Here is a 16,866-nt window from a genome sequence, read left to right as displayed (position 1 = left end):
CCTTTCGGGTCGGTGACCACGGCCAGGGCGACTGCCAGGCTGCCCTTCCAGGACTGGGCGCACGTATCTGGTAACGCGCCTGAGACCCGTGCGAGCGACCTTTCCACCAGGGAACCGGGACCGAGCCGACATCGGTGCTGCTGTTCGGCGGGCCTGGTAAGCGGGCGGGCCTGGTAAGCGGGCGGCCCTGGTACGTCGGCGGGTCTGGGCTCAACTCATGGGCGTGGCCAGTCGGCCTGGCGGGACGTCAGCGGGCAGGTGCCCCGTATCGATCGGGTGATCTGACCGAACGGGAAGGTTACTGCCTTTACCGCGGTAAAGGATCAGCAGGACTTCACCTGTCTCCGCTGCCTCTCATCTGCAGGGAGTCCTGTGCGTACATCCTTTCTGTCTGCGGTCTTCGCCGTGGCGATGTCCGTCAGCGTTGCTGCACCATCGGCCTACGCGGCCTCGGAGATGACGGCTTCGGACGTCGGCGGGTTCATCACCGACGGAGACCACGTCCACGTGTCCGGCACGCCGCCCGTGACGGCATCGGCACACGGGTGGTGGAAGTGCGGGAACCGGATCAAGACCCAGTGGCGGAGCGTCATCGACGTCGACTTGATCGGGATCGCGGACTCCCCGAGAAAGCGGTCACCAAGACCGTCACCCTGTCGTGCGGAGCGTAGAAGGAGCGCGGTGGTATGGACGTGAGCGATCCGACCCTCATCATGGGCCTGCACGGGGTCTTTCACCGGTACCCGTGGATTGATCGCGTCCTTGCCGAGAACGACCTGGCGGACGAGGACGTGTTCAGTCTCGGCGTGGCCAGGACGGAAGCCTACGGTTGGAGCAGCACTCACCTGGGTCGCGGGCCGCTGGACGGATGCCGGTGGGGGCACAACGACGCCGGTGAGGACTGGACCGAGGACAACCGTGTCCGCCAACTGGCCTGGCTGCAGGTCGCGGTGGAGGAACAGCTGCACGGCCAACGGCTGCCTCTGCTCCCGGTGGCCACTGTCCTCGGCGACGTCCTGCACCACATGGGTACGTACACGCTCACCGTGACCATCTCCCGGGATGGCGATCACCCCAAACCGAATGCGTGAGCGAGGTTCAGGCCAGGGCCGTGGGACAGGGGAGCTCGGTGACGGGCTGAGGGACGGCTCTGGGCAGGCCGAGGTGGTGGCGGGCCCGGTGTACTGCGGCAAGCTGATCGGTGGCCGGTTCGCCCCAGTCGAAGAGCTGGGCGGCTTGTTCGGGGGTGGCCAGGATGCGGGTACAGGTCCGGTCCGTGGCTGGATCGGTCCGTGGGACACCGACGTCGGTGAAAGCCGCGGCGTAGCGCAGGTGATCGTGCCGTGTTCGGGGATCGGTTACGTGTCCGAGGAGCAGGGGTGCCTCAAGCCGGGCTGCGGCATTTCTTTCGGCCTCGCGGTACAGCGTCGATAGTGGGTCACCGTGGTCCTGCGTCCCGGGCATGCCGCCGGGCAGGCGGGCGGCACCGGTCTCGGGTTCGAGGAGGACGAGTACGCGCCCGTCCGGAGCGAACAGCCATCCGTGGACCTGTGTCACCGTGAGCCCGTGCGGGGATGGGGCGTCGCGCCACGGGTAGTGGTGCTCGGCGCGGGCGGATCGCAGGGCGCCGAGGCGGTCGAGGACGGTGGGGGCGATCGGGAGGCCGTTCGCCAGGAGCACCGTGCCGGCGGCGTTGATACGGGCGCGGAGCGCCGAGAGGGCGCGGCGCGCATCGGTGGGGGAGAGCAGGCCGGGCAGTCGGGCGGGTTCGACGAACTCGATACCGGTGATCTCGTGGCCGGGCAGGCGGATCTCTGCGATCCGGTTGTCGTCCCAGGTACCGCCGTCGAAGACATGCACGATCTCGCCTGGAAACCGCATGGACGGGGGTGCGCCGAAGCTGTCGGCGGAGACCCAGTCGACGGCCAGGCCCCGGTCGGCCACGGCGGTGACGCCGAGCTCCTCCATCACCTCGCGCGCAGCGGCGTGAGCCGGTGACTCGCCCGCGTCGACGGCGCCGCCCGGCAGGAGGCATGTGTCGCGATAGTCGACGCGCTGGACGAGTACCTTCCCCAGCGGATTGGTGATCAGCACGGACGCGCCGGCCCACAGCGCGGCCCGAGCCCGCAGGGCTCCGTACTCCTCGTCGCTCATCGGCCTGCGGGGTTGGTTGCCAGGAGTGGGAGTTGTCGTCATGTCTCTTCCGATCGGACTCGGCCGTCTGGGCCGGCGACGGGGAGGTGGTCGCGGTCAGGAGGTGAGCTGATGCGGGGCGGCCGGTCCGGCACCGGGACTCCCGCTTCGGTGAAGACCGCCATGACGGCCGCCTCCCAGGTGTGCTCCTCGCCCTGGACGTACAGGACTTGGTCCAGTCCCGGCCCGATGGGCTGGTCCGGGAAGGACACGTACACGACTTCGTCACCGATCGGCAGGTCGTACGTGATCCACGTGCTCGACGCCGCGTCCCAGTCGGGGCCCACCCCGTCGGCGTTCAACGGCAGTCCGTGCTTGCGTAGTTCGGCGACGAAGAGGTCGGCGTTGGCGTGGATGGTGCGCAATCCCTGGGCGAGGGCGGACCTTTCCTCCACGAAGGCGGTCCAGGTGTAGGACTTGTGGCCCCAGCGGAGGAGCCAACTGTCCTTCTCTGTAGCGGACTTCAGGGACCGGGTGGGGATGCCGGGGACCACCAGGGTGTCGCCGTAGGAGTCGGGGGCCTCGATGTCGAACTCCAGACTTCCCTCCTGCGGCGCCGGCCTGCCTTCCTTGTTGAAGAGGAGGACCTCGCAGCCGCGTCCGGTGAGCTCGGCGACCAGGCTCTGCATGTTCTGTCGAGCGTGGTCGGTGGCGGCGGTCTTGTCGGTGGGGAGTGGGGGCCCGCTATTGGTCATGGGGGCATGGTTGCAGACGGGACTGACAGCACCGGGCAAGGTGCGCCGGGTCGTTGAGCGCGTCATCGCCTGGCTGCATCGGTTCATGTGCCTTCACATCCGCTACGAGCGAGGCGCCGGCCTCCACCAGAGCCTGCTCGACCTGGCCTGAAGCGTCATCTGCTCCCGGGGGCCTATGAGGTTCGTCAAGGAAATCGGGCTGTGTTCTGGTGAGGCCCAGGGCAGCATGGCGTGCTGCCTGACTTGTTGTGGCATGACGTAGTGCGCTTCTTCGATCCGGATTCGATGGGGTCGCTGCCGGACGTTTCAGTACTCCGAAGGCGAGACGGTGCTGCCGGTGCCTCGGGCGGAGGCAGTCCTGCCTCGCCCGGCTGACGCTGAGCGCCCGGAGCTGAGGGTCTGGCCGGCTGCCGATGTGCTGGCGATTCTCCGGTTCTGGGCGGTGGAGGAGATCGGCTTCGATGTTGATCTGCGGGAGCTCCAGGGCCAGGAGCGACTGGATGTGTTCTGCGACTTCTTGCGGGTGGTCGGGCTGCGGCTGGGCAAGCCGGTGCTGATGGACGCCGAGGGCGGCGACCACAGTCATCCGGTGCTCGGGTTCGATGGTGAGGCCGATCAGGTGGTGCTGTCGGCGGAGCCTCTGGTCACGTGACCGCCGCTGCCGGCCGTGGTTCGTAGAAAGTGCCGACGTCCTCTTCGCCATGCTCCGCGACGGAACTCTCTACGAGCACAAAAGTCACCTCATCCAGGAGAAGGCGGTGGGCCCCCCATGGGTTGATCGTCACGATGCGACCAGGGCGACCTCAAGCCGGACCCTGAGAATCGTCCACCACAAGAACACCGCGACGCCGACGGCCGGCCCGTCCGCAGCGCGGCCGACCGTGTTGTCTCCGCCGCCGGAGAGACGAAGCCCACCCGCCCCACCCAACGACCGCCCTCACCCCTGCGACGGCAGGAATTACATGGGCCGCCACGAGAACCGGCCCCTCGACGCGTCACACCGACACCGAGTCCCCACCCCGGTCATCCATGCCCGCATTGTGAGCCACACAGCTTGACCAAACACATGGACACCTCACGTTGCTACGCCGTCAAGTCATCGGGACGAGTCCTCCCATCAGGCACGAACCGCGCCGTCCGTTCCGTCTTCAGTGCGCGGTCCGGTCTGCTGTTTCTCGGGTGATGTCGGCGTAGAGGCGGAAGAGAGCCGGGCGGGCTTCGCCCTGGTCACGTTCGTGCAGGGCCGCCCAGCACTGGGCGATGAGCTCCCGGGCCTGGGCGCCGGGCCAGGGCCGGGGCAGGAGCTGAGGCGGTAGCAACGGGTCGGGCTCCATGGCGCGGGTGAGTTCGGCGGCCAGCTCGACAGCGATGGTGAGGAGTGCGGATGAGGAGAGTTCGGCAGGGCCGGTGAGCCGGGCGAGGCGGGGCCGGGCGATGCGGCTGAGGTGGGAGTAGCGATCGGCGGTCTCCCGCAGGGGCCATAGACGTCGGGCGAGTTCGGCAGGTTCCTGGGTGTCTCCCTTGCGCAGGTCCGTCGTGGTGAGGAGGGTGAGCGCGTCGTGGGTGCCGAGGCGGTGGGCCGCTTCTTCGACGTACGGTTCCCACGTGTTGGCGCAGACGTACAATCCGCCCTGGAGCGGGGCGCCGCCGAGGTGGACGAGCGTCTCGCGCAGGGCGTCCCGGGCGGTGCGCGCCGATTCGGGCACCGCGAAGGCGGCCAGGTGCCAGACACCGTCCCAGGGCGCGAGCCCGGCATCCTGTTGGAATGCGTGCCGCAGGAAGTCCGCATTGGGGGCGAGGGCACGCTTGGTGTCCGTGGTCGCGTGCAGCTCCGCCTTGCGGCCTCGGCCCTCGTGGGTGAATCGGCCTTCGGACACGAGGCGTTTGATGCACAGCCGTACCTGCTGGTCGCTCATGCCCAGAGTGTTGGCGACGGTGTACAGCTCATCCGCGTCGACGGTGCCGTCCTCGCGGATCAGCGCGTGGACGAGCATGCGGGTGGGGATTTCGACGTGGTCGGTCTCGGCGCTCACAGTTCTCTCACTCCTTTTGTTCCGACCGGGCGGTGCATGGTGGTCACCGCGCCGAATCCGAGCAGCCCGCGCAGGTAGGGCGTGTGCTCGGTACGTACGGCCGTGAAGCCGCGCCGCTCGTACAGGGCCCTGGCGCGCGGGTTGGTGTCGATCACGTCCAGTCTGATCTCCCGGCAGTCCTGCTCCGCCGCGACGGCGGCTACTTCCTCGATGAGCATGCTCCCGACGCCCCGGCCGCGCATGGCCGGGTCCACGGCGATGCCGTCCATGACGAGTTGTCCGGGGGCCGGGCGGCGTTCGAACAGGGCGAGGAGCAGGAGTCGGTGCAGTCCACGTAGGTGTCCGTACGCCCGCAGCACGGCGCAAGCCGATCCTCCGGTGAGGGCCCGCCCGTCGTGCTGGTAGCCGGCGAGGCCGACGAGCTGCCCGTCCAGGAGTGCGCAGACCGCGCGATCGGCGTTCAGGTGGGCGGCGATGAAGGGCACCGCCTTGCCCGGCGGGTTCAGGGCGGGACCGAGTTTGCGGCCGAAGGCGTCCCAGTACAGCTCGGCCGCCCGCCGCTCGGCTCCGGCCGGAACGCCCCGCCGCACTGTCACCGGTCCGGCCCCGGGACCTGTCGTGTCCAGTCCCATGCTGTGCTCCCTTTCTCTCTGAAACCGGGATTCAAATCTATCAAACTCTCAGTGATCGTTTCACTGGTGATAGTTTAGGTGTCCACTCGAACCCGAACAGAGGCAGCCATCCCATGTGTCCGAAGACCCAGCCCCGACGCCGCGGAATCCGCATCGCCGTGTGGTCACTCGTCACGGTCCTGGTCGTGACCGCCGGCCTCGTCGGTGTGGTGCTGTGGCAGAACTCCTACGACATGGACGAGCAGCGGGTCACGATCCGCCACGGCGGCCACACCCTCAACGGCGTACTGGCCATCCCCAGGGACGGCCGCAAGCACCCCGGCCTGGTCGTGTACGTCCACGGCGACGGCCCTGTCGACGCCACCCACGACGACGGCTACAAGCCCATGTGGGAGGCGAACGCCAAGGCCGGGTACGCCTCCCTGTCCTGGGACAAGCCCGGCGTCGCGGGCGCACCCGGCGACTGGCTCGACCAGTCCATGGACGACCGGGCCGACGAGGCAGCCGCCGCCATCGCCTGGGCCCGCGCCCGCCCGGACATCGACGGCGACCGGATCGGGCTCTGGGGCGCCAGCCAGGCGGGCTGGGTCCTTCCGAAGATCGCCGCCAAGACGCCCGTGAGCTTCGTCATCGCCGTCTCGCCCGCGATCAACTGGCTCCAGCAGGGCCGCTACAACCTCCTCGCCGAGCTGCGCGCCGACGACGCATCAGCAGCCCGCACCAAGGCGGAGACCGCCAAGAGCGACACCACCCTCCGGCTGCTGGAACGCCACGCGACCTTCGAGGAGTACGTCAGGGCGATGGGCGGCGACGCGGACGGCATGACCGCCGATCGCTGGGGCTTCATCTCCAAGAACTACACCGCGGACGCCACACAAGACCTCCGCGCCCTGCGCGGCGTACCGGTGCTGCTGACCCTCGCAGGCCATGACATCAACGTGGACACCGCCGACACGGAGCGCACGTACCACAAGGTGCTGGACGCAGGCGGCGCATTGACGGTCAAGCATTACCCGGACGCGACCCATTCACTGCTCAAGCAGTCCATTGAGCAGTCGGACCTCAAGATCACGCTCACCGCGCTCTTCTCCCCGCACTCGCTCTTCGCGGACGGATTCCTGGACGGCCAACGACAGTTCCTCGAGGAACTCAGCCGAGGCAGCCGTGCCACTCCCGCAAGCTCGGCCCGCGCGGTGCACGCTCACGTGTACCGCCCGGTGCACTGTGAGGCGAACGGTCGTGCCCCTGATCAGCGGTCTGTCAGCGCCTCCGGGACCGGTGACACCACCCCACGGCCATACGTTCAACAGGGGGGAGCGGTCATGCCGGTCCCGGAGGCCGGGAGCCCCATTGCGGGACCACGAAAAAGGTATTGGGGGCGGGACCTGAACTCTGCCTGGACGGAGACGGCGGTGGAGAACTTGCTTCGGGTCGGGGCGGTACCTTGAGCGGTCAGTCGAGAGCCGTAGAAGCCTGTCGGCGCGAAAGTGCCAGCCTGCGACGCTCGCGGTCGATCCCAGTGACGACGACCACGACCTTGTCGTCGACTTGGACGACTTCTTCCGGAGCTTCGATGGGCGTCTCTGCGAGCTCTTGCAGATGGACCAGTCCCACGATGCCATCGGTGACCTGGACGAAGGCGCCGAACGGGATCAGCTTGGTGACCCGCCCTTGCAACGTCTGCCCCACCGTGGTGCTGTCGGCGAACGTCTGAAAGGGGTCGGGCTGCATTGCTCGCAAGGACAGCCTGGCCTCTCCGTTCGTCGTGTCGAACTGAAGGAACTCGCATGAAACGCGTTGTCCCACCTGAACGATGTCCGAGGCATCTTCGAAGTGTCGCCAGGACAGTTCGGGAATCGTGATGAACCCGACGCCGGGGAAGACCGGGTGGTCAGGGCCGCTGTCAAGCGCCACGAACACGCCGAACCGCTCGATCGACGCGATCCTGCCCGAGAGCACGTCGCCGGTACGAAGAGAGTTCAGGAAGGCCCAGAGCTCGCGGTTCTCCATGGCGTCCACCCTCTCATGGGAAGCCATCCGGAGGCCCAGGGCGAATCCGTACGCCGCGGCCACCTGGCCGCCCCGGCGGTATGCGACGGCGCCCGACCCGCTTGCCTGCGCGGCCATCGTCGACCGGCTCACCTTCAACGGCGCCATCGTCGAGACCGGCACCGACTCCTGTCGGCCCGCCAACACCCGAGTCCGGGCAAGGCCGCGGAAACCGCCGAGGCCGGCTGACACAGCGGCGGGTCCGAGCCCGCGGTCAGGCGGTTTGTGCGCTGCGGGAGTACGGAGCGAACAGCAGCGACCAGTTGCCGACCGCGTGCAGGGTCAGTGCCGTCTCCCGTACCCCGTCCTTGCCATCGAGGGTCACCTCGTCGGGCCGGAGACCGGATTGCGTGGCCCGCTCCTCGAATCCGGTACCGGTGTGGACGGGGTCGTCATCGGCGGGGTCCTCCGTTGCCGCGTCGAGGAGGTAGAGCAGATGCCCGTGTGCGGGACCGGCATCCCCTGCTTCCAGCGATTGCGTGGTGAAGGTGCGCTGCTCGTCGTGCCGCACCAGATCTGAGTTCTCCACGGCGGTCTGGACGAGCTGGGCCCAGTAGGACTCGTCGTGGGCACCTGTGCGCTGGCGCATGTGCCGCGCGGCATACTGCGCCATGGCGTCTGCGTCGTCGATCAGAGGGGAGAGCACCTGGTCGGAGGTGAAGTCGAAGCCGAACCACAGGCGGCGTCCGTCGAGGACCAGCGACTCGATTCCGCCGACGACGCCGATGCGGCCGGTCAGCCCGGTGACCGGATCCGTCACACTTTCGCCCGGTGTGGCATCTGAGATTGTGTTGTCCGTCATGGTGGGTCCCTCTTCCGCAGACGCGTTCACGCTACTGCCGGAGTTTCTATCGCAGCGCACTGACATCCGCACCGGGCCTCGGTGCTCGCGCCGCACTTGCTGAACGTTGCTCAGCTGCGAGTCCGAGGGCAGCCGGCCTTCACTGTTTCCTCCGCTCGTGCCCGGGTGATCGCGATGCAGCCCGTTCTGGAGGCCTCCACTGCTGACGGCTTCGTTCTATCTATGGCCTGTCGCTGAAGCTTCGTTCCATGGCCTGTCGCTGAACTCGATTCGTACGGCTTCCTGTCACTCACACGTCAGGCTGAGCAGGTCACTTGAGACTGAGCAGGGTCACTTGCCGTGCTCGCAGGGGTGTTGCTGCCGCACTCGCAGGGGCGTCGCTCGCAAGGCTGATCGGCGGTCACGCCGATGTTCCGACTTGACGGGCGGGTTGGCCCCGCGGAACGTGCGAAGTGACCGCAGGGCCAGCCCAGGAGCACCGTCCTGTCAGGGCACCCATGCCCGACCGTACGAGCAGTAGCGGTTCGCCGCCCGGCGAGCTGCTGCATACGTGCTCATGGGGCCCTTCGCCCACGTATCCGGAAGCGGAAAGGGGCGAGCAGCGGCCGTCGGCGCGGCCTGTCGCTCGCGCCCCTGGCGCGGACGCGGATGTCAGGTGTCCAGGCGGCGCTTGGCGAGCCAGGTGACGATCTCGGGGTCGTGGTGGTCGAAGAACAGGGAGCTGCCGGTGTCCAGGGTGGCGATCCGGGCCATCTGCTCGTCGCTGAGCCGGAAGTCGAAGACGTCGATGTTCTCGGCCATGCGCGCGGCCCGTACCGACTTGGGGATGGCGACGACGCCGCGCTGGGTCAGCCAGCGCAGGACCACCTGTGCCACGGACTTGCCGCACTCCTTGCCGATCTCGGCCAGCAGCGGGTTGGCGAACAGGTCGTTCCTGCCTTCGGCGAAGCCGCCCCAGGACTGGATCCGTACCCCGTGCTCGCGCATGAGGTCCTGGTAGTCGGCGCGCTGGAAGAACGGGTGGGTCTCGACCTGGTTGACCGCCGGCACGATCTCGTTGTTGACGATCAGGTCGATCAGACGGTCGGGGTAGAAGTTGGCGACGCCGATCGCCTTCGCCGCCCCCGCGCGGTTCAAGGACTCCATGGCGCGCCACTGGCCGTAGACGTCGCCGAAGGGCTGGTGCATCAGGTACAGGTCGAGGTGGTCCAGGCCCAGCTTGTTCAGGGACGTCTCGAAGGCGCGGCGGGTGTTCTCCTCGGCCGGGGCGTCCTGGACCCACAGTTTGGTGGTGACGAACAGGTCCTCGCGGGCGATGCCGCTGGACTTGATGGCGCGGCCCACGGCCTCTTCGTTGCCGTAGGCGGCCGCGGTGTCCAGCAGCCGGTAGCCGGTGGCCAGCGCTTCGGAGACGGCGCGCTCGGTTTCCTCGGCGGGGATCTGGTAGACGCCGAAGCCGAGCAGCGGCATCTCGACGCCGTTGTTGAGGGTGACGAACTGCATGTGCTGGATGTCCTTCGGTGTGTGCGGGTGGGAGGGGGAGAGGGGGAAGGTCAGGGGCGGATGAGGGCCTTGAGGACCTGGCGGTCGGCCATGGCCCGGTAGGCGTCCGGCGTGCGGTCGAGAGTGAAGGTCCGGTCGAAGACGAGGCCGGGGGTGATGGTGCCGTCCAGGACATCGGTCAGCAGCTGCTCGATGTAGGCGCGAGCCGGGCCGGCCCCACCAGTCAGGGTGATGTTGCGCATGAACGCGGCCGGCCCGATCGGCACCTCTTCGTACTGCGGGACGCCCAGGCGGCTGATGGTTCCGCCGTCCAGGACCGCGCCCAGGGCGGTGTCGAGGGCCTGGCGGGTGCCGACGGCCTCGATCACCTTGTCCACGCCGCCGGTCAGCTCGCGGATGCGGGCGACGCCCTCCTCGCCCCGCGCCGCGACGACGTCGGTGGCGCCGAAGCGGCGGCCCAGATCGGTACGGGCTTCGTGGCGGCCGGCGAGTACGATCCGCTCGGCGCCGAGCCGCCCGGCGGCGATGACCGCGCACAGGCCGACCGCGCCGTCGCCGACCACGAGCACCGCATCGCCACGACCGACACCGGCGGAGACCGCGCCGTGGTGGCCCGTGGTCATCACGTCCGACAGCGCCAGCAGCGACGGCAGCAGCGCAGAGTCGGCAGCCACCGGCACCTTCACCAGGGTGCCGTCCGCGTACGGGACCCGGACAGCCTCGCCCTGCCCGCCGTCGACGCCGTCCAACCCGTACCGGCCGCCGTTGCGACACGAGATCTGCAAGCCCTTGGCGCAGTAGTCGCAGGTGTTGTCGCTGTACGTGAACGGCGCGATGACCAGGTCACCGGTCTTCAGGCCTCTCACCTCCGCGCCGGTCTCCTCGACCACACCGAGGAACTCGTGCCCCATGGGGCGGCCGGTACCGGTGGCAGGCATCGACCGGTAGGGCCACAGGTCGCTGCCACACACGCATGCGGCCACAGTGCGCACCACGGCGTCGGCCGGATCGACGATCTTCGGGTCGGGCCGGTCCTCGACGCGGAGGTCTCCGGCTCCGTACATCACTGCTGCACGCATGGAAGGTGTTACTCCAAAAGAGGGAAGAGCGGCGGGAGGGCGGGGGTGGATCAGCGTTCGAGCATCAGCGCCTGGGCCTCGGTGTGGGTGTCACCGGCGGCGGGCGGCAGGCTGCTGAGCCTGTCGATCTGCTCGGCGGTCAGCGTGATCGCGTCGGCGGCGGTGTTCTCCTCGACGCGGCTGACGTGCTTGGTGCCGGGGATCGGGGCGATGTCGTCGCCCTGGGCGAGCAGCCAGGCCAGGGCCACCTGGGCCGGTGTCGCGCCCACCTGAGCGGCCAGGGCCTGCACCTCGTCGGCGATCGCGAGGTTGCGCTGGAAGTTCTCGCCGGTGAAGCGCGGGTTGTCGCGCCGGAAGTCGGAGGCGTCGAACTGGTCGGTGGACCGGACGGTGCCCGTCAGGAAGCCGCGGCCCAGCGGGGAGAACGGCACCAGGCCGATGTTCAGCTCCCGCAGGACCGGCAGGACACGGTCCTCGATGCCGCGGGTCCACAGGGAGTACTCGGACTGCACCGCGGTGACCGGCTGGACGGCGTGGGCGCGGCGGATCGTGTCCGGGCCCGCCTCCGAGAGCCCGAAGGCGCGCACCTTGCCCTCGGCGATCAGCTCGGCCACCGCACCTGCGGTTTCCTCGATCGGCGTGTTCGGATCCACCCGGTGCTGGTAGTACAGGTCGATGTGATCGGTCCCCAGCCGCTTCAGTGAGCCCTCGACGGCGGTACGGATGTTGGCCGGGCCGGAGTCCAGGTTCCACGCGCCCTCACCGGCGTGGGAGACCAGGCCGAACTTCGTGGCCAGCACCACCTGGTCCCGGCGCCCCTTCAGCGCCCGCCCCAGGAGTTCCTCGTTGGTGTAGAGGCCGTAGATCTCGGCCGTGTCGATGAGCGTGACACCCAGCTCCAGCGCCCGGTGCACGGTCCTGATCGATTCCGCCTCATCAGTGCCGGAACCCGTGTAGCCGTGGGACATCCCCATCGCACCCAGACCGATCCGGGAAACCTCCAGGTCACGCATCCTGATGTACCGCATCTCGCCCTCTTCGCATCGTGGCGTCGCCCGGCACCCTCTCACCTCCCGCCCGGTCCAGCAGATGGATGGCGCTTGCCATGGCCCGGTGCGGAAGCCGGGGTACCGGCCTCTTGCCCCTCCACCTTCGCCCGGATCGCTCCGGTGTGGGAGGGCGGACTCTTCAGGGGTAATGACAGGGCCCCCCTTCCACCTGCGCGGCAGGCACTGGGCAGGTGAGACTGGAGCCATGGCATCCCGGAGCGCGCACAGCGAGGGCGTCGAGCTGGGCCGCTTCCTGCGCGCCCGCCGTACCCAGACCAGCCCCGAACACGTCGGCCTCACCGTCGGCGCGGGCATCCGCCGCACCCCCGGCCTGCGCCGTGAGGAGCTGGCCACGCTCGCCGGCATCAGCATCGACTACTACGTACGCCTGGAACGCGGCAAGGAGACCCGCCCCAGCCCCGCCGTCCTCGACGCGCTCGCCCGCGCCCTGCACATGGACGACCAGGAACACCAGCACCTGCGCGAGCTCGCCGCCCGCGCCGCCCGGTACATCCCCGAACCGCCGCCCGCGCCCAGCCGCACCGTACGCCCCCACCTCAAGCTGCTGCTCGAATCGCTCCGCCCGAACCCGGCGTATGTCATCAGCCGCAGCATGGACATGCTCGCCTGGAACCCCGGCGGTCTCGCCCTGTACGCGGGCCTGGACGACTGGCCGGTCAAGCAGCGCAACCTCGCCCGCTACCTGTTCCTCCACCCCGCGGCCCGCGACCTCTTCTCCGACTGGGACCGGCAGATCACCGCTTGCGTCGCCCGCCTGCGCGCCGTCGCCGGCACCGCCCCCGACGCCCCGGACCTGACCAATCTCGTCGGCGAACTCCTCCTCAAGAGCCCCGACTTCGCGGGACTCTGGGAGCGCTACGAAGTCACCGGCCGCAAGCCCGCACACAAGACGTTCCACCACCCACAGGTCGGCACGCTCACCCTCACCTCCCAGTCCCTGCACGTCGAAGGCACGCCCGGCCAGCGCATCGGCGTCTACACCGCCGAACCCGGAAGCCCCGACCACGACGCCCTGCTCCTGCTCGACATGACCGCACCGCAACCGGCACAACATCCTGCAACCAACCCGAAAGCCACAGGTCACCAGCCGTAAGCCACCTCCGGGACCGTGACCGGCGGTTCCTGACCGTTCACAGGGCGAGGGTACGTACGGACTCGCGGCCTGTCGCAGCCGATGCCCCCGGCGAACCCATGCGGTCAGAGCACGAGGGAGTGTTTCCGACCCGGCTGTGGGCACATGGGCCATTCACCTGCGGGGTGAGTCCGGCGTGCGGTGGCTACAGCTCTGCGGTCTTCTTGAAGAGGCAGACTCTCCCTGGCTCGTGAAAGGCAGACCTCATGGCTGAGAAGCCCGCAATCGTGCTGGTCCACGGCTTCTGGGGCGGCGCCGCCCACTGGGGCAAGGTCATCACGGAGCTGCATCGTCGCGGATTCGGGTCACTGCACGCCGTGGAGAATCCGCTGACCTCGCTCGCGGACGACGCCGAACGCACCCGCAAGATGGTCAGGCAGATCGACGGTCCGGTGGTGCTGGTCGGGCATTCCTACGGGGGCGCGGTCATCACCGAGGCGGGTGACCTGCCCAACGTCGCCGGTCTGGTCTACATCGCCGCGTTCGCTCCGGACGCCGGCGAGAGTCCGGGCCAGATCAGTCAGGAGAAGCCCCCGGCGGCGTTCGAGAACCTCGCCCCGGACTCCGACGGCTACCTGTGGGTCAAGCAGGACAAGTTCCACGAGAGCTTCGCCCAGGACCTGTCGGCGGAGGAGGCGCTGGTCATGGCCGTCACGCAGAAGGCACCGCTGGCATCGACGTTCGGTGACAACGTCACTGCGCCGGCCTGGCGCGCGAAGCCGACCTGGTACCAGATTTCCACCAGCGACCGCATGATCCACCCCGACAACGAACGTCGCATGGCCGAGCGCATGAAACCGCGCAGGATCCTCGAACTGGACGCCGGCCATGCTTCTCTGGCCTCTCAGCCGGGTGCGGTCACCGACCTCGTCGAGGAAGCCGCGGCCACGGCTGTCTGACCGGCCTGGTTCGATGTCGCCCAGGATGCTGACGCCTTCTCCGTCTCGGAGCCCTGTCTCCCAAGGACCAGGATCGAGCGGGGCCCGGACGCACTGAAGGCCCGGTATCCACCGGGCCTTCACGTGTGAGTAGCGGGGACAGGATTTGAACCTGCGACCTCTGGGTTATGAGCCCAGCGAGCTACCGAGCTGCTCCACCCCGCGTCGGTGGAATGAACTGTACGGCATCGATCCGGCTCGGCCGAATCGGCTTTCGTCTCGGCTTTCGCCCGGAGCCGGTGCCAGCGCATCTGTGGGCACGGTTGCCCGGTCACCATCCGCGTCTCGCCCCACACCGCGAGACGTGCGGGAGACGGCGGGAGACGCGGCAGTGAGGCCTTCAGCAAGACTGCCAAGAGTACGAGAGTGATGGTCAAGACCTGCGGGCGGGAGCCGCGCCGACCCAGCGACGGTAGGCGTCTACGTCGACGTTGCTGCCGCACACGATGGTGACGACGTGTCGGCCGGCGAAGCGGTCACGGTCTTCGAGGATCGCCGCGATGCCGAGCGCGGCCGAAGGTTCGACGACGAGGCCGGCGTGGTCGAGGAGCATCCGCATACCGGCGACGATCGAAGCCTCCTGGACCAGGACGGCGTCGTCGGCGACCAGGAGGAGGTCGTCCAGGACGGCCGGGACGGGACGCCGGCCGGCGACGCCGTCAGCGATGGTGTCGGTCGAGTCGGTGGTGACGACACGTCGCCTGTGCCACGAGTGTGTCATCGCCGGTGCGCCCAGCGGCTGGACGCAGATCACCTCCACTTCGGGCGCCAGCGCCTTCACCACATGGCCCACGCCGGTGGCCAGTGCCCCGCCGCCGAGGGCGACCAGGACGGTGTCGAACGACGGCGCGGTGTCCACCAGTTCCAGGCCGATGGTCGCGGCACCCTCGCAGGTCTCGATGTCCAGACTGTCCTCGACCAGCCGGATGCCGTCGTACCGCGCGATGGCCGCGGCCCGCTCGCGAGCCGTCTCGTGGTCGCCGTCCACCAACTCCAGCCCGGCGCCCAGTGCGCGGATGCGATCAAGCTTGGCCCGAGTCGCGAAGCGGGATGCCACGACGGTGATGTCGAGCCCATGGCCGCGACCGGACCACGCGAGGGCCTGGCCGAGGTTGCCCGCACTCGCGCACACCGCGGCTCGCGAGGCTTTGTCGGCCAGCCGGCTCGCGACTACCTCGGTGCCGCGTGCCTTGAAGCTGCGGACCGGGTTCGCCGTTTCGAGCTTGACGCTCACCGCGCACCCGAGGACGGGCTCCAGCGCCTCGCAGCGGTACAACGGAGTGTTGAGAAAGACCGGGTCGATGACCCGGCGAGCCTCCCGGATCCGAGTGGTGTCGAGACGCGTCTCCTTCACGACACAGCAGCGTAGCGCCACCGGCGCTGGTGCCACGGCCTCGTCGGCTCCACGGTCGGCACGCCGGGTCTTCAGGCCCTCAACCGTGCCGCCCGCCAGGTCCACGGCGCCGACATCGCGGTGATCGCGACGAACGGCCGGGTCACCTCGCCCGCCGTGAGGCAGGTCGGCGAGCAGGGTGCCTCGCTGTTGACGCCGATGGCTAAGTCCCCGCACAAGAAGCCGGAGAACGTCCGCCGCCACTTCAAGCCCTCCCCCGATGCGATCTCCGAGCTGACCAGCCTGCTCGCCCCCGGTGACGCCCGCCATTGACCGCCTGCGCCGGGCAGGGTTTGCCGCGCGGACGAGGCCGTTCAGCGAGGAATCACCCAGCACGGCCTCCAGGTCCCGGCGGCATCGCGGTCAGCCGCCGTGGCGGCGAGGTGGGAGCGGAGGGTGGCCAGCGCCGGGTGGGGGTTGTCGCGGTGCCAGAGGAGTGAGTGCGGGTAGACGGGTGTCGGGTCGATCACCGGGATGCGGCGCAGGCCGTGGCCGGCGGGCCAGACGAGGCGGGTCTGCCCGGTCGTGAAGGTGGCCAGGGCCGGGGTGTCGGCGATGGTGTCGAGCAGCGTGTCGGAGCCGAAGTTGGGGCCAGTTGCCTCGATGGTGAGGCCGAACTCGGCGACGAGGTCGTCGTAGTAGGCGGTCCACTCGGTTCCGGGGACGAGGCCGGGCATCCAGATCCGGTGCCCGGCGAGCTGGGCGACGGTCACCGACCGGGCGCGGGCCAGCGCGTGGGCGGGACCGGTGAGGAGTTGGTGGGGCTCGTCGAGAACCCGGACGGACTCGATGCCCTCGGGGAGGGGCCGGCCGGGCATGGCGACGGCGCGGAAGGAGGCGTCGATCGCACCGGACCGGATGGCGGCGACGGCCGTCTCGACGTCGAACAGCATCACCACGTCGAGGTCGATCTCGGGGTGCGCGCGGTGGAAGCCGCGCATCAGGCCCGACGGCGCGACACGCGAGGCGATCACATCGACGCGCAGCGGACGGCGGCCGGTGCGGACGGAGGCGACCGCGCGCTCTCCGACGCGCAGCAGCTCGCGCGCATGGGGTAGGAACGCCTGCCCGTCGATGGTCGGCTCGGCGCCGCGGGGCGTGCGGGTGAACAGCCGCACGCCGAGGGTGCGCTCCAGCGTGGCGATGCGCTTGGAGACGGCCTGCTGAGTGATCGACAAGTCGGCGGCGGCTTTCTGGAACTGGCCGGCTTCCGCGACGGCGACGAAGGTACGTACTGCTTCGAGATCCACGCCGACCCACCATAGTGAACAACCGGTAGTTGTGGATTGCTGGCAGGTCAGTTGTTTGACCTGCTGTTGTCCTGCCCGCTTATCTCTCATCGGTCAA

General features: G+C 69.0%; 16 protein-coding genes, 1 tRNA gene and 3 pseudogenes. 8 read left to right on the top strand and 12 right to left on the bottom strand.

The features are described 5' to 3' along the window. Positions 1-686: 686 nt before the first annotated feature. Complete coding sequence (locus GA0115234_RS25615) at positions 687-1,091, top strand: hypothetical protein (RefSeq protein ID WP_093545985.1); 405 nt, start codon at positions 687-689, stop codon at positions 1,089-1,091. 7 nt (positions 1,092-1,098) lie between these two features. Here the strand turns inward: GA0115234_RS25615 and GA0115234_RS25610 are convergent, their stop codons facing one another. Both GA0115234_RS25610 and GA0115234_RS25605 read right to left on the bottom strand, forming a co-directional pair. After that, a complete protein-coding gene (locus GA0115234_RS25610) occupies positions 1,099-2,196 on the bottom strand; it encodes an NUDIX domain-containing protein (RefSeq protein ID WP_093545982.1) in 1,098 nt (365 codons plus the stop codon). Beyond that, the gene (locus GA0115234_RS25605) at positions 2,193-2,888 is read right to left on the bottom strand and encodes a hypothetical protein (protein ID WP_141718479.1); all 696 of its coding nucleotides are present in this window, start codon (positions 2,886-2,888) and stop codon (positions 2,193-2,195) included. The genes GA0115234_RS25610 and GA0115234_RS25605 overlap by 4 nt, the downstream gene beginning before the upstream one ends. On the opposite strand from GA0115234_RS25605, the gene GA0115234_RS42505 reads away from it, so the two are divergent. Further along, positions 2,887-3,039, top strand: coding sequence for a hypothetical protein (locus tag GA0115234_RS42505; protein WP_161275662.1), 153 nt, complete (start codon positions 2,887-2,889; stop codon positions 3,037-3,039). The genes GA0115234_RS25605 and GA0115234_RS42505 overlap by 2 nt on opposite strands. 83 nt (positions 3,040-3,122) lie before the next feature. Further along, positions 3,123-3,540, top strand: a pseudogene (locus GA0115234_RS25595) (hypothetical protein). 496 nt (positions 3,541-4,036) lie between these two features. On the opposite strand, the gene GA0115234_RS25590 reads toward GA0115234_RS25595, so the two are convergent. Together GA0115234_RS25590 and GA0115234_RS25585 are read right to left on the bottom strand one after the other, a co-directional pair. Next, on the bottom strand, positions 4,037-4,882 hold the full coding sequence (locus tag GA0115234_RS25590) for a PaaX family transcriptional regulator C-terminal domain-containing protein (RefSeq protein WP_093546133.1): 846 nt from the start codon (positions 4,880-4,882) through the stop codon (positions 4,037-4,039). A 35-nt stretch (positions 4,883-4,917) separates the two neighbouring features. Next, entirely contained in the window at positions 4,918-5,553 is a 636-nt protein-coding gene (locus tag GA0115234_RS25585; protein ID WP_093545973.1) for a GNAT family N-acetyltransferase, read from the bottom strand. 185 nt (positions 5,554-5,738) lie between these two features. Here GA0115234_RS25585 and GA0115234_RS25580 point away from each other — a divergent pair, with 185 nt between their 5' ends. Then, on the top strand, positions 5,739-7,001 hold the full coding sequence (locus tag GA0115234_RS25580) for an alpha/beta hydrolase family protein (RefSeq protein WP_256088813.1): 1,263 nt from the start codon (positions 5,739-5,741) through the stop codon (positions 6,999-7,001). A gap of 4 nt (positions 7,002-7,005) precedes the next feature. Here GA0115234_RS25580 and GA0115234_RS25575 read toward each other — a convergent pair whose 3' ends face one another. After that, a complete protein-coding gene (locus GA0115234_RS25575) occupies positions 7,006-7,680 on the bottom strand; it encodes a S1 RNA-binding domain-containing protein (protein ID WP_176729274.1) in 675 nt (224 codons plus the stop codon). Here GA0115234_RS25575 and GA0115234_RS44455 point away from each other — a divergent pair. Then, positions 7,649-7,762: pseudogene (locus GA0115234_RS44455) on the top strand (AAA family ATPase); the annotation flags it as partial. The gene GA0115234_RS25575 and the pseudogene GA0115234_RS44455 sit on opposite strands and share 32 nt — an antisense overlap. Positions 7,763-7,816: 54 nt before the next feature. Here GA0115234_RS44455 and GA0115234_RS25570 read toward each other — a convergent pair. The 4 genes from GA0115234_RS25570 to GA0115234_RS25555 all read right to left on the bottom strand — a co-directional run bounded on the left by GA0115234_RS25570 (position 7,817) and on the right by GA0115234_RS25555 (position 12,014). Further along, entirely contained in the window at positions 7,817-8,404 is a 588-nt protein-coding gene (locus tag GA0115234_RS25570; RefSeq protein ID WP_141718478.1) for a hypothetical protein, read from the bottom strand. 651 nt (positions 8,405-9,055) lie between these two features. Then, complete coding sequence (locus GA0115234_RS25565; protein WP_093545967.1) at positions 9,056-9,907, bottom strand: aldo/keto reductase; 852 nt, start codon at positions 9,905-9,907, stop codon at positions 9,056-9,058. A 50-nt stretch (positions 9,908-9,957) separates the two neighbouring features. Then, on the bottom strand, positions 9,958-10,986 hold the full coding sequence (locus GA0115234_RS25560) for a zinc-binding dehydrogenase (RefSeq protein ID WP_176729271.1): 1,029 nt from the start codon (positions 10,984-10,986) through the stop codon (positions 9,958-9,960). A gap of 50 nt (positions 10,987-11,036) precedes the next feature. Further along, positions 11,037-12,014, bottom strand: coding sequence for an aldo/keto reductase (locus GA0115234_RS25555; RefSeq protein ID WP_093545961.1), 978 nt, complete (start codon positions 12,012-12,014; stop codon positions 11,037-11,039). A 226-nt stretch (positions 12,015-12,240) separates the two neighbouring features. Between GA0115234_RS25555 and GA0115234_RS25550 the strand changes: the two genes are divergently transcribed. Both GA0115234_RS25550 and GA0115234_RS25545 read left to right on the top strand, forming a co-directional pair. Then, positions 12,241-13,149 carry a helix-turn-helix transcriptional regulator gene (locus tag GA0115234_RS25550; RefSeq protein ID WP_093545958.1) on the top strand — a complete coding sequence of 303 codons (909 nt, stop codon included), beginning with the start codon at positions 12,241-12,243 and terminating at the stop codon, positions 13,147-13,149. 245 nt (positions 13,150-13,394) lie between these two features. Beyond that, on the top strand, positions 13,395-14,087 hold the full coding sequence (locus tag GA0115234_RS25545; RefSeq protein WP_093545955.1) for an alpha/beta hydrolase: 693 nt from the start codon (positions 13,395-13,397) through the stop codon (positions 14,085-14,087). Positions 14,088-14,217: 130 nt separating this feature from the next. Here GA0115234_RS25545 and GA0115234_RS25540 read toward each other — a convergent pair. Both GA0115234_RS25540 and GA0115234_RS25535 read right to left on the bottom strand, forming a co-directional pair. Next, positions 14,218-14,291: transfer RNA gene (locus GA0115234_RS25540), tRNA-Met, on the bottom strand. Between the two features lie 208 nt (positions 14,292-14,499). Continuing rightward, positions 14,500-15,480 carry a threonine ammonia-lyase gene (locus tag GA0115234_RS25535; protein WP_093546127.1) on the bottom strand — a complete coding sequence of 327 codons (981 nt, stop codon included), beginning with the start codon at positions 15,478-15,480 and terminating at the stop codon, positions 14,500-14,502. Between the two features lie 162 nt (positions 15,481-15,642). Between GA0115234_RS25535 and GA0115234_RS44140 the strand changes: the two are divergent. Continuing rightward, positions 15,643-15,792 (top strand): annotated as a pseudogene (locus tag GA0115234_RS44140) (site-specific integrase); the annotation flags it as partial. Positions 15,793-15,833: 41 nt separating this feature from the next. Here GA0115234_RS44140 and GA0115234_RS25525 read toward each other — a convergent pair. Continuing rightward, positions 15,834-16,769 (bottom strand): LysR family transcriptional regulator, encoded by a 936-nt coding sequence (locus GA0115234_RS25525; protein ID WP_093545952.1) that lies wholly within the window; start codon positions 16,767-16,769, stop codon positions 15,834-15,836. Positions 16,770-16,866: the final 97 nt, after the last annotated feature.

Source organism: Streptomyces sp. DvalAA-43, assembly GCF_900091725.1.
Taxonomy (GTDB): Bacteria; Actinomycetota; Actinomycetes; order Streptomycetales; family Streptomycetaceae; genus Streptomyces; species Streptomyces pulveraceus.
This window is presented reverse-complemented; position numbering and strand designations above follow the sequence as displayed.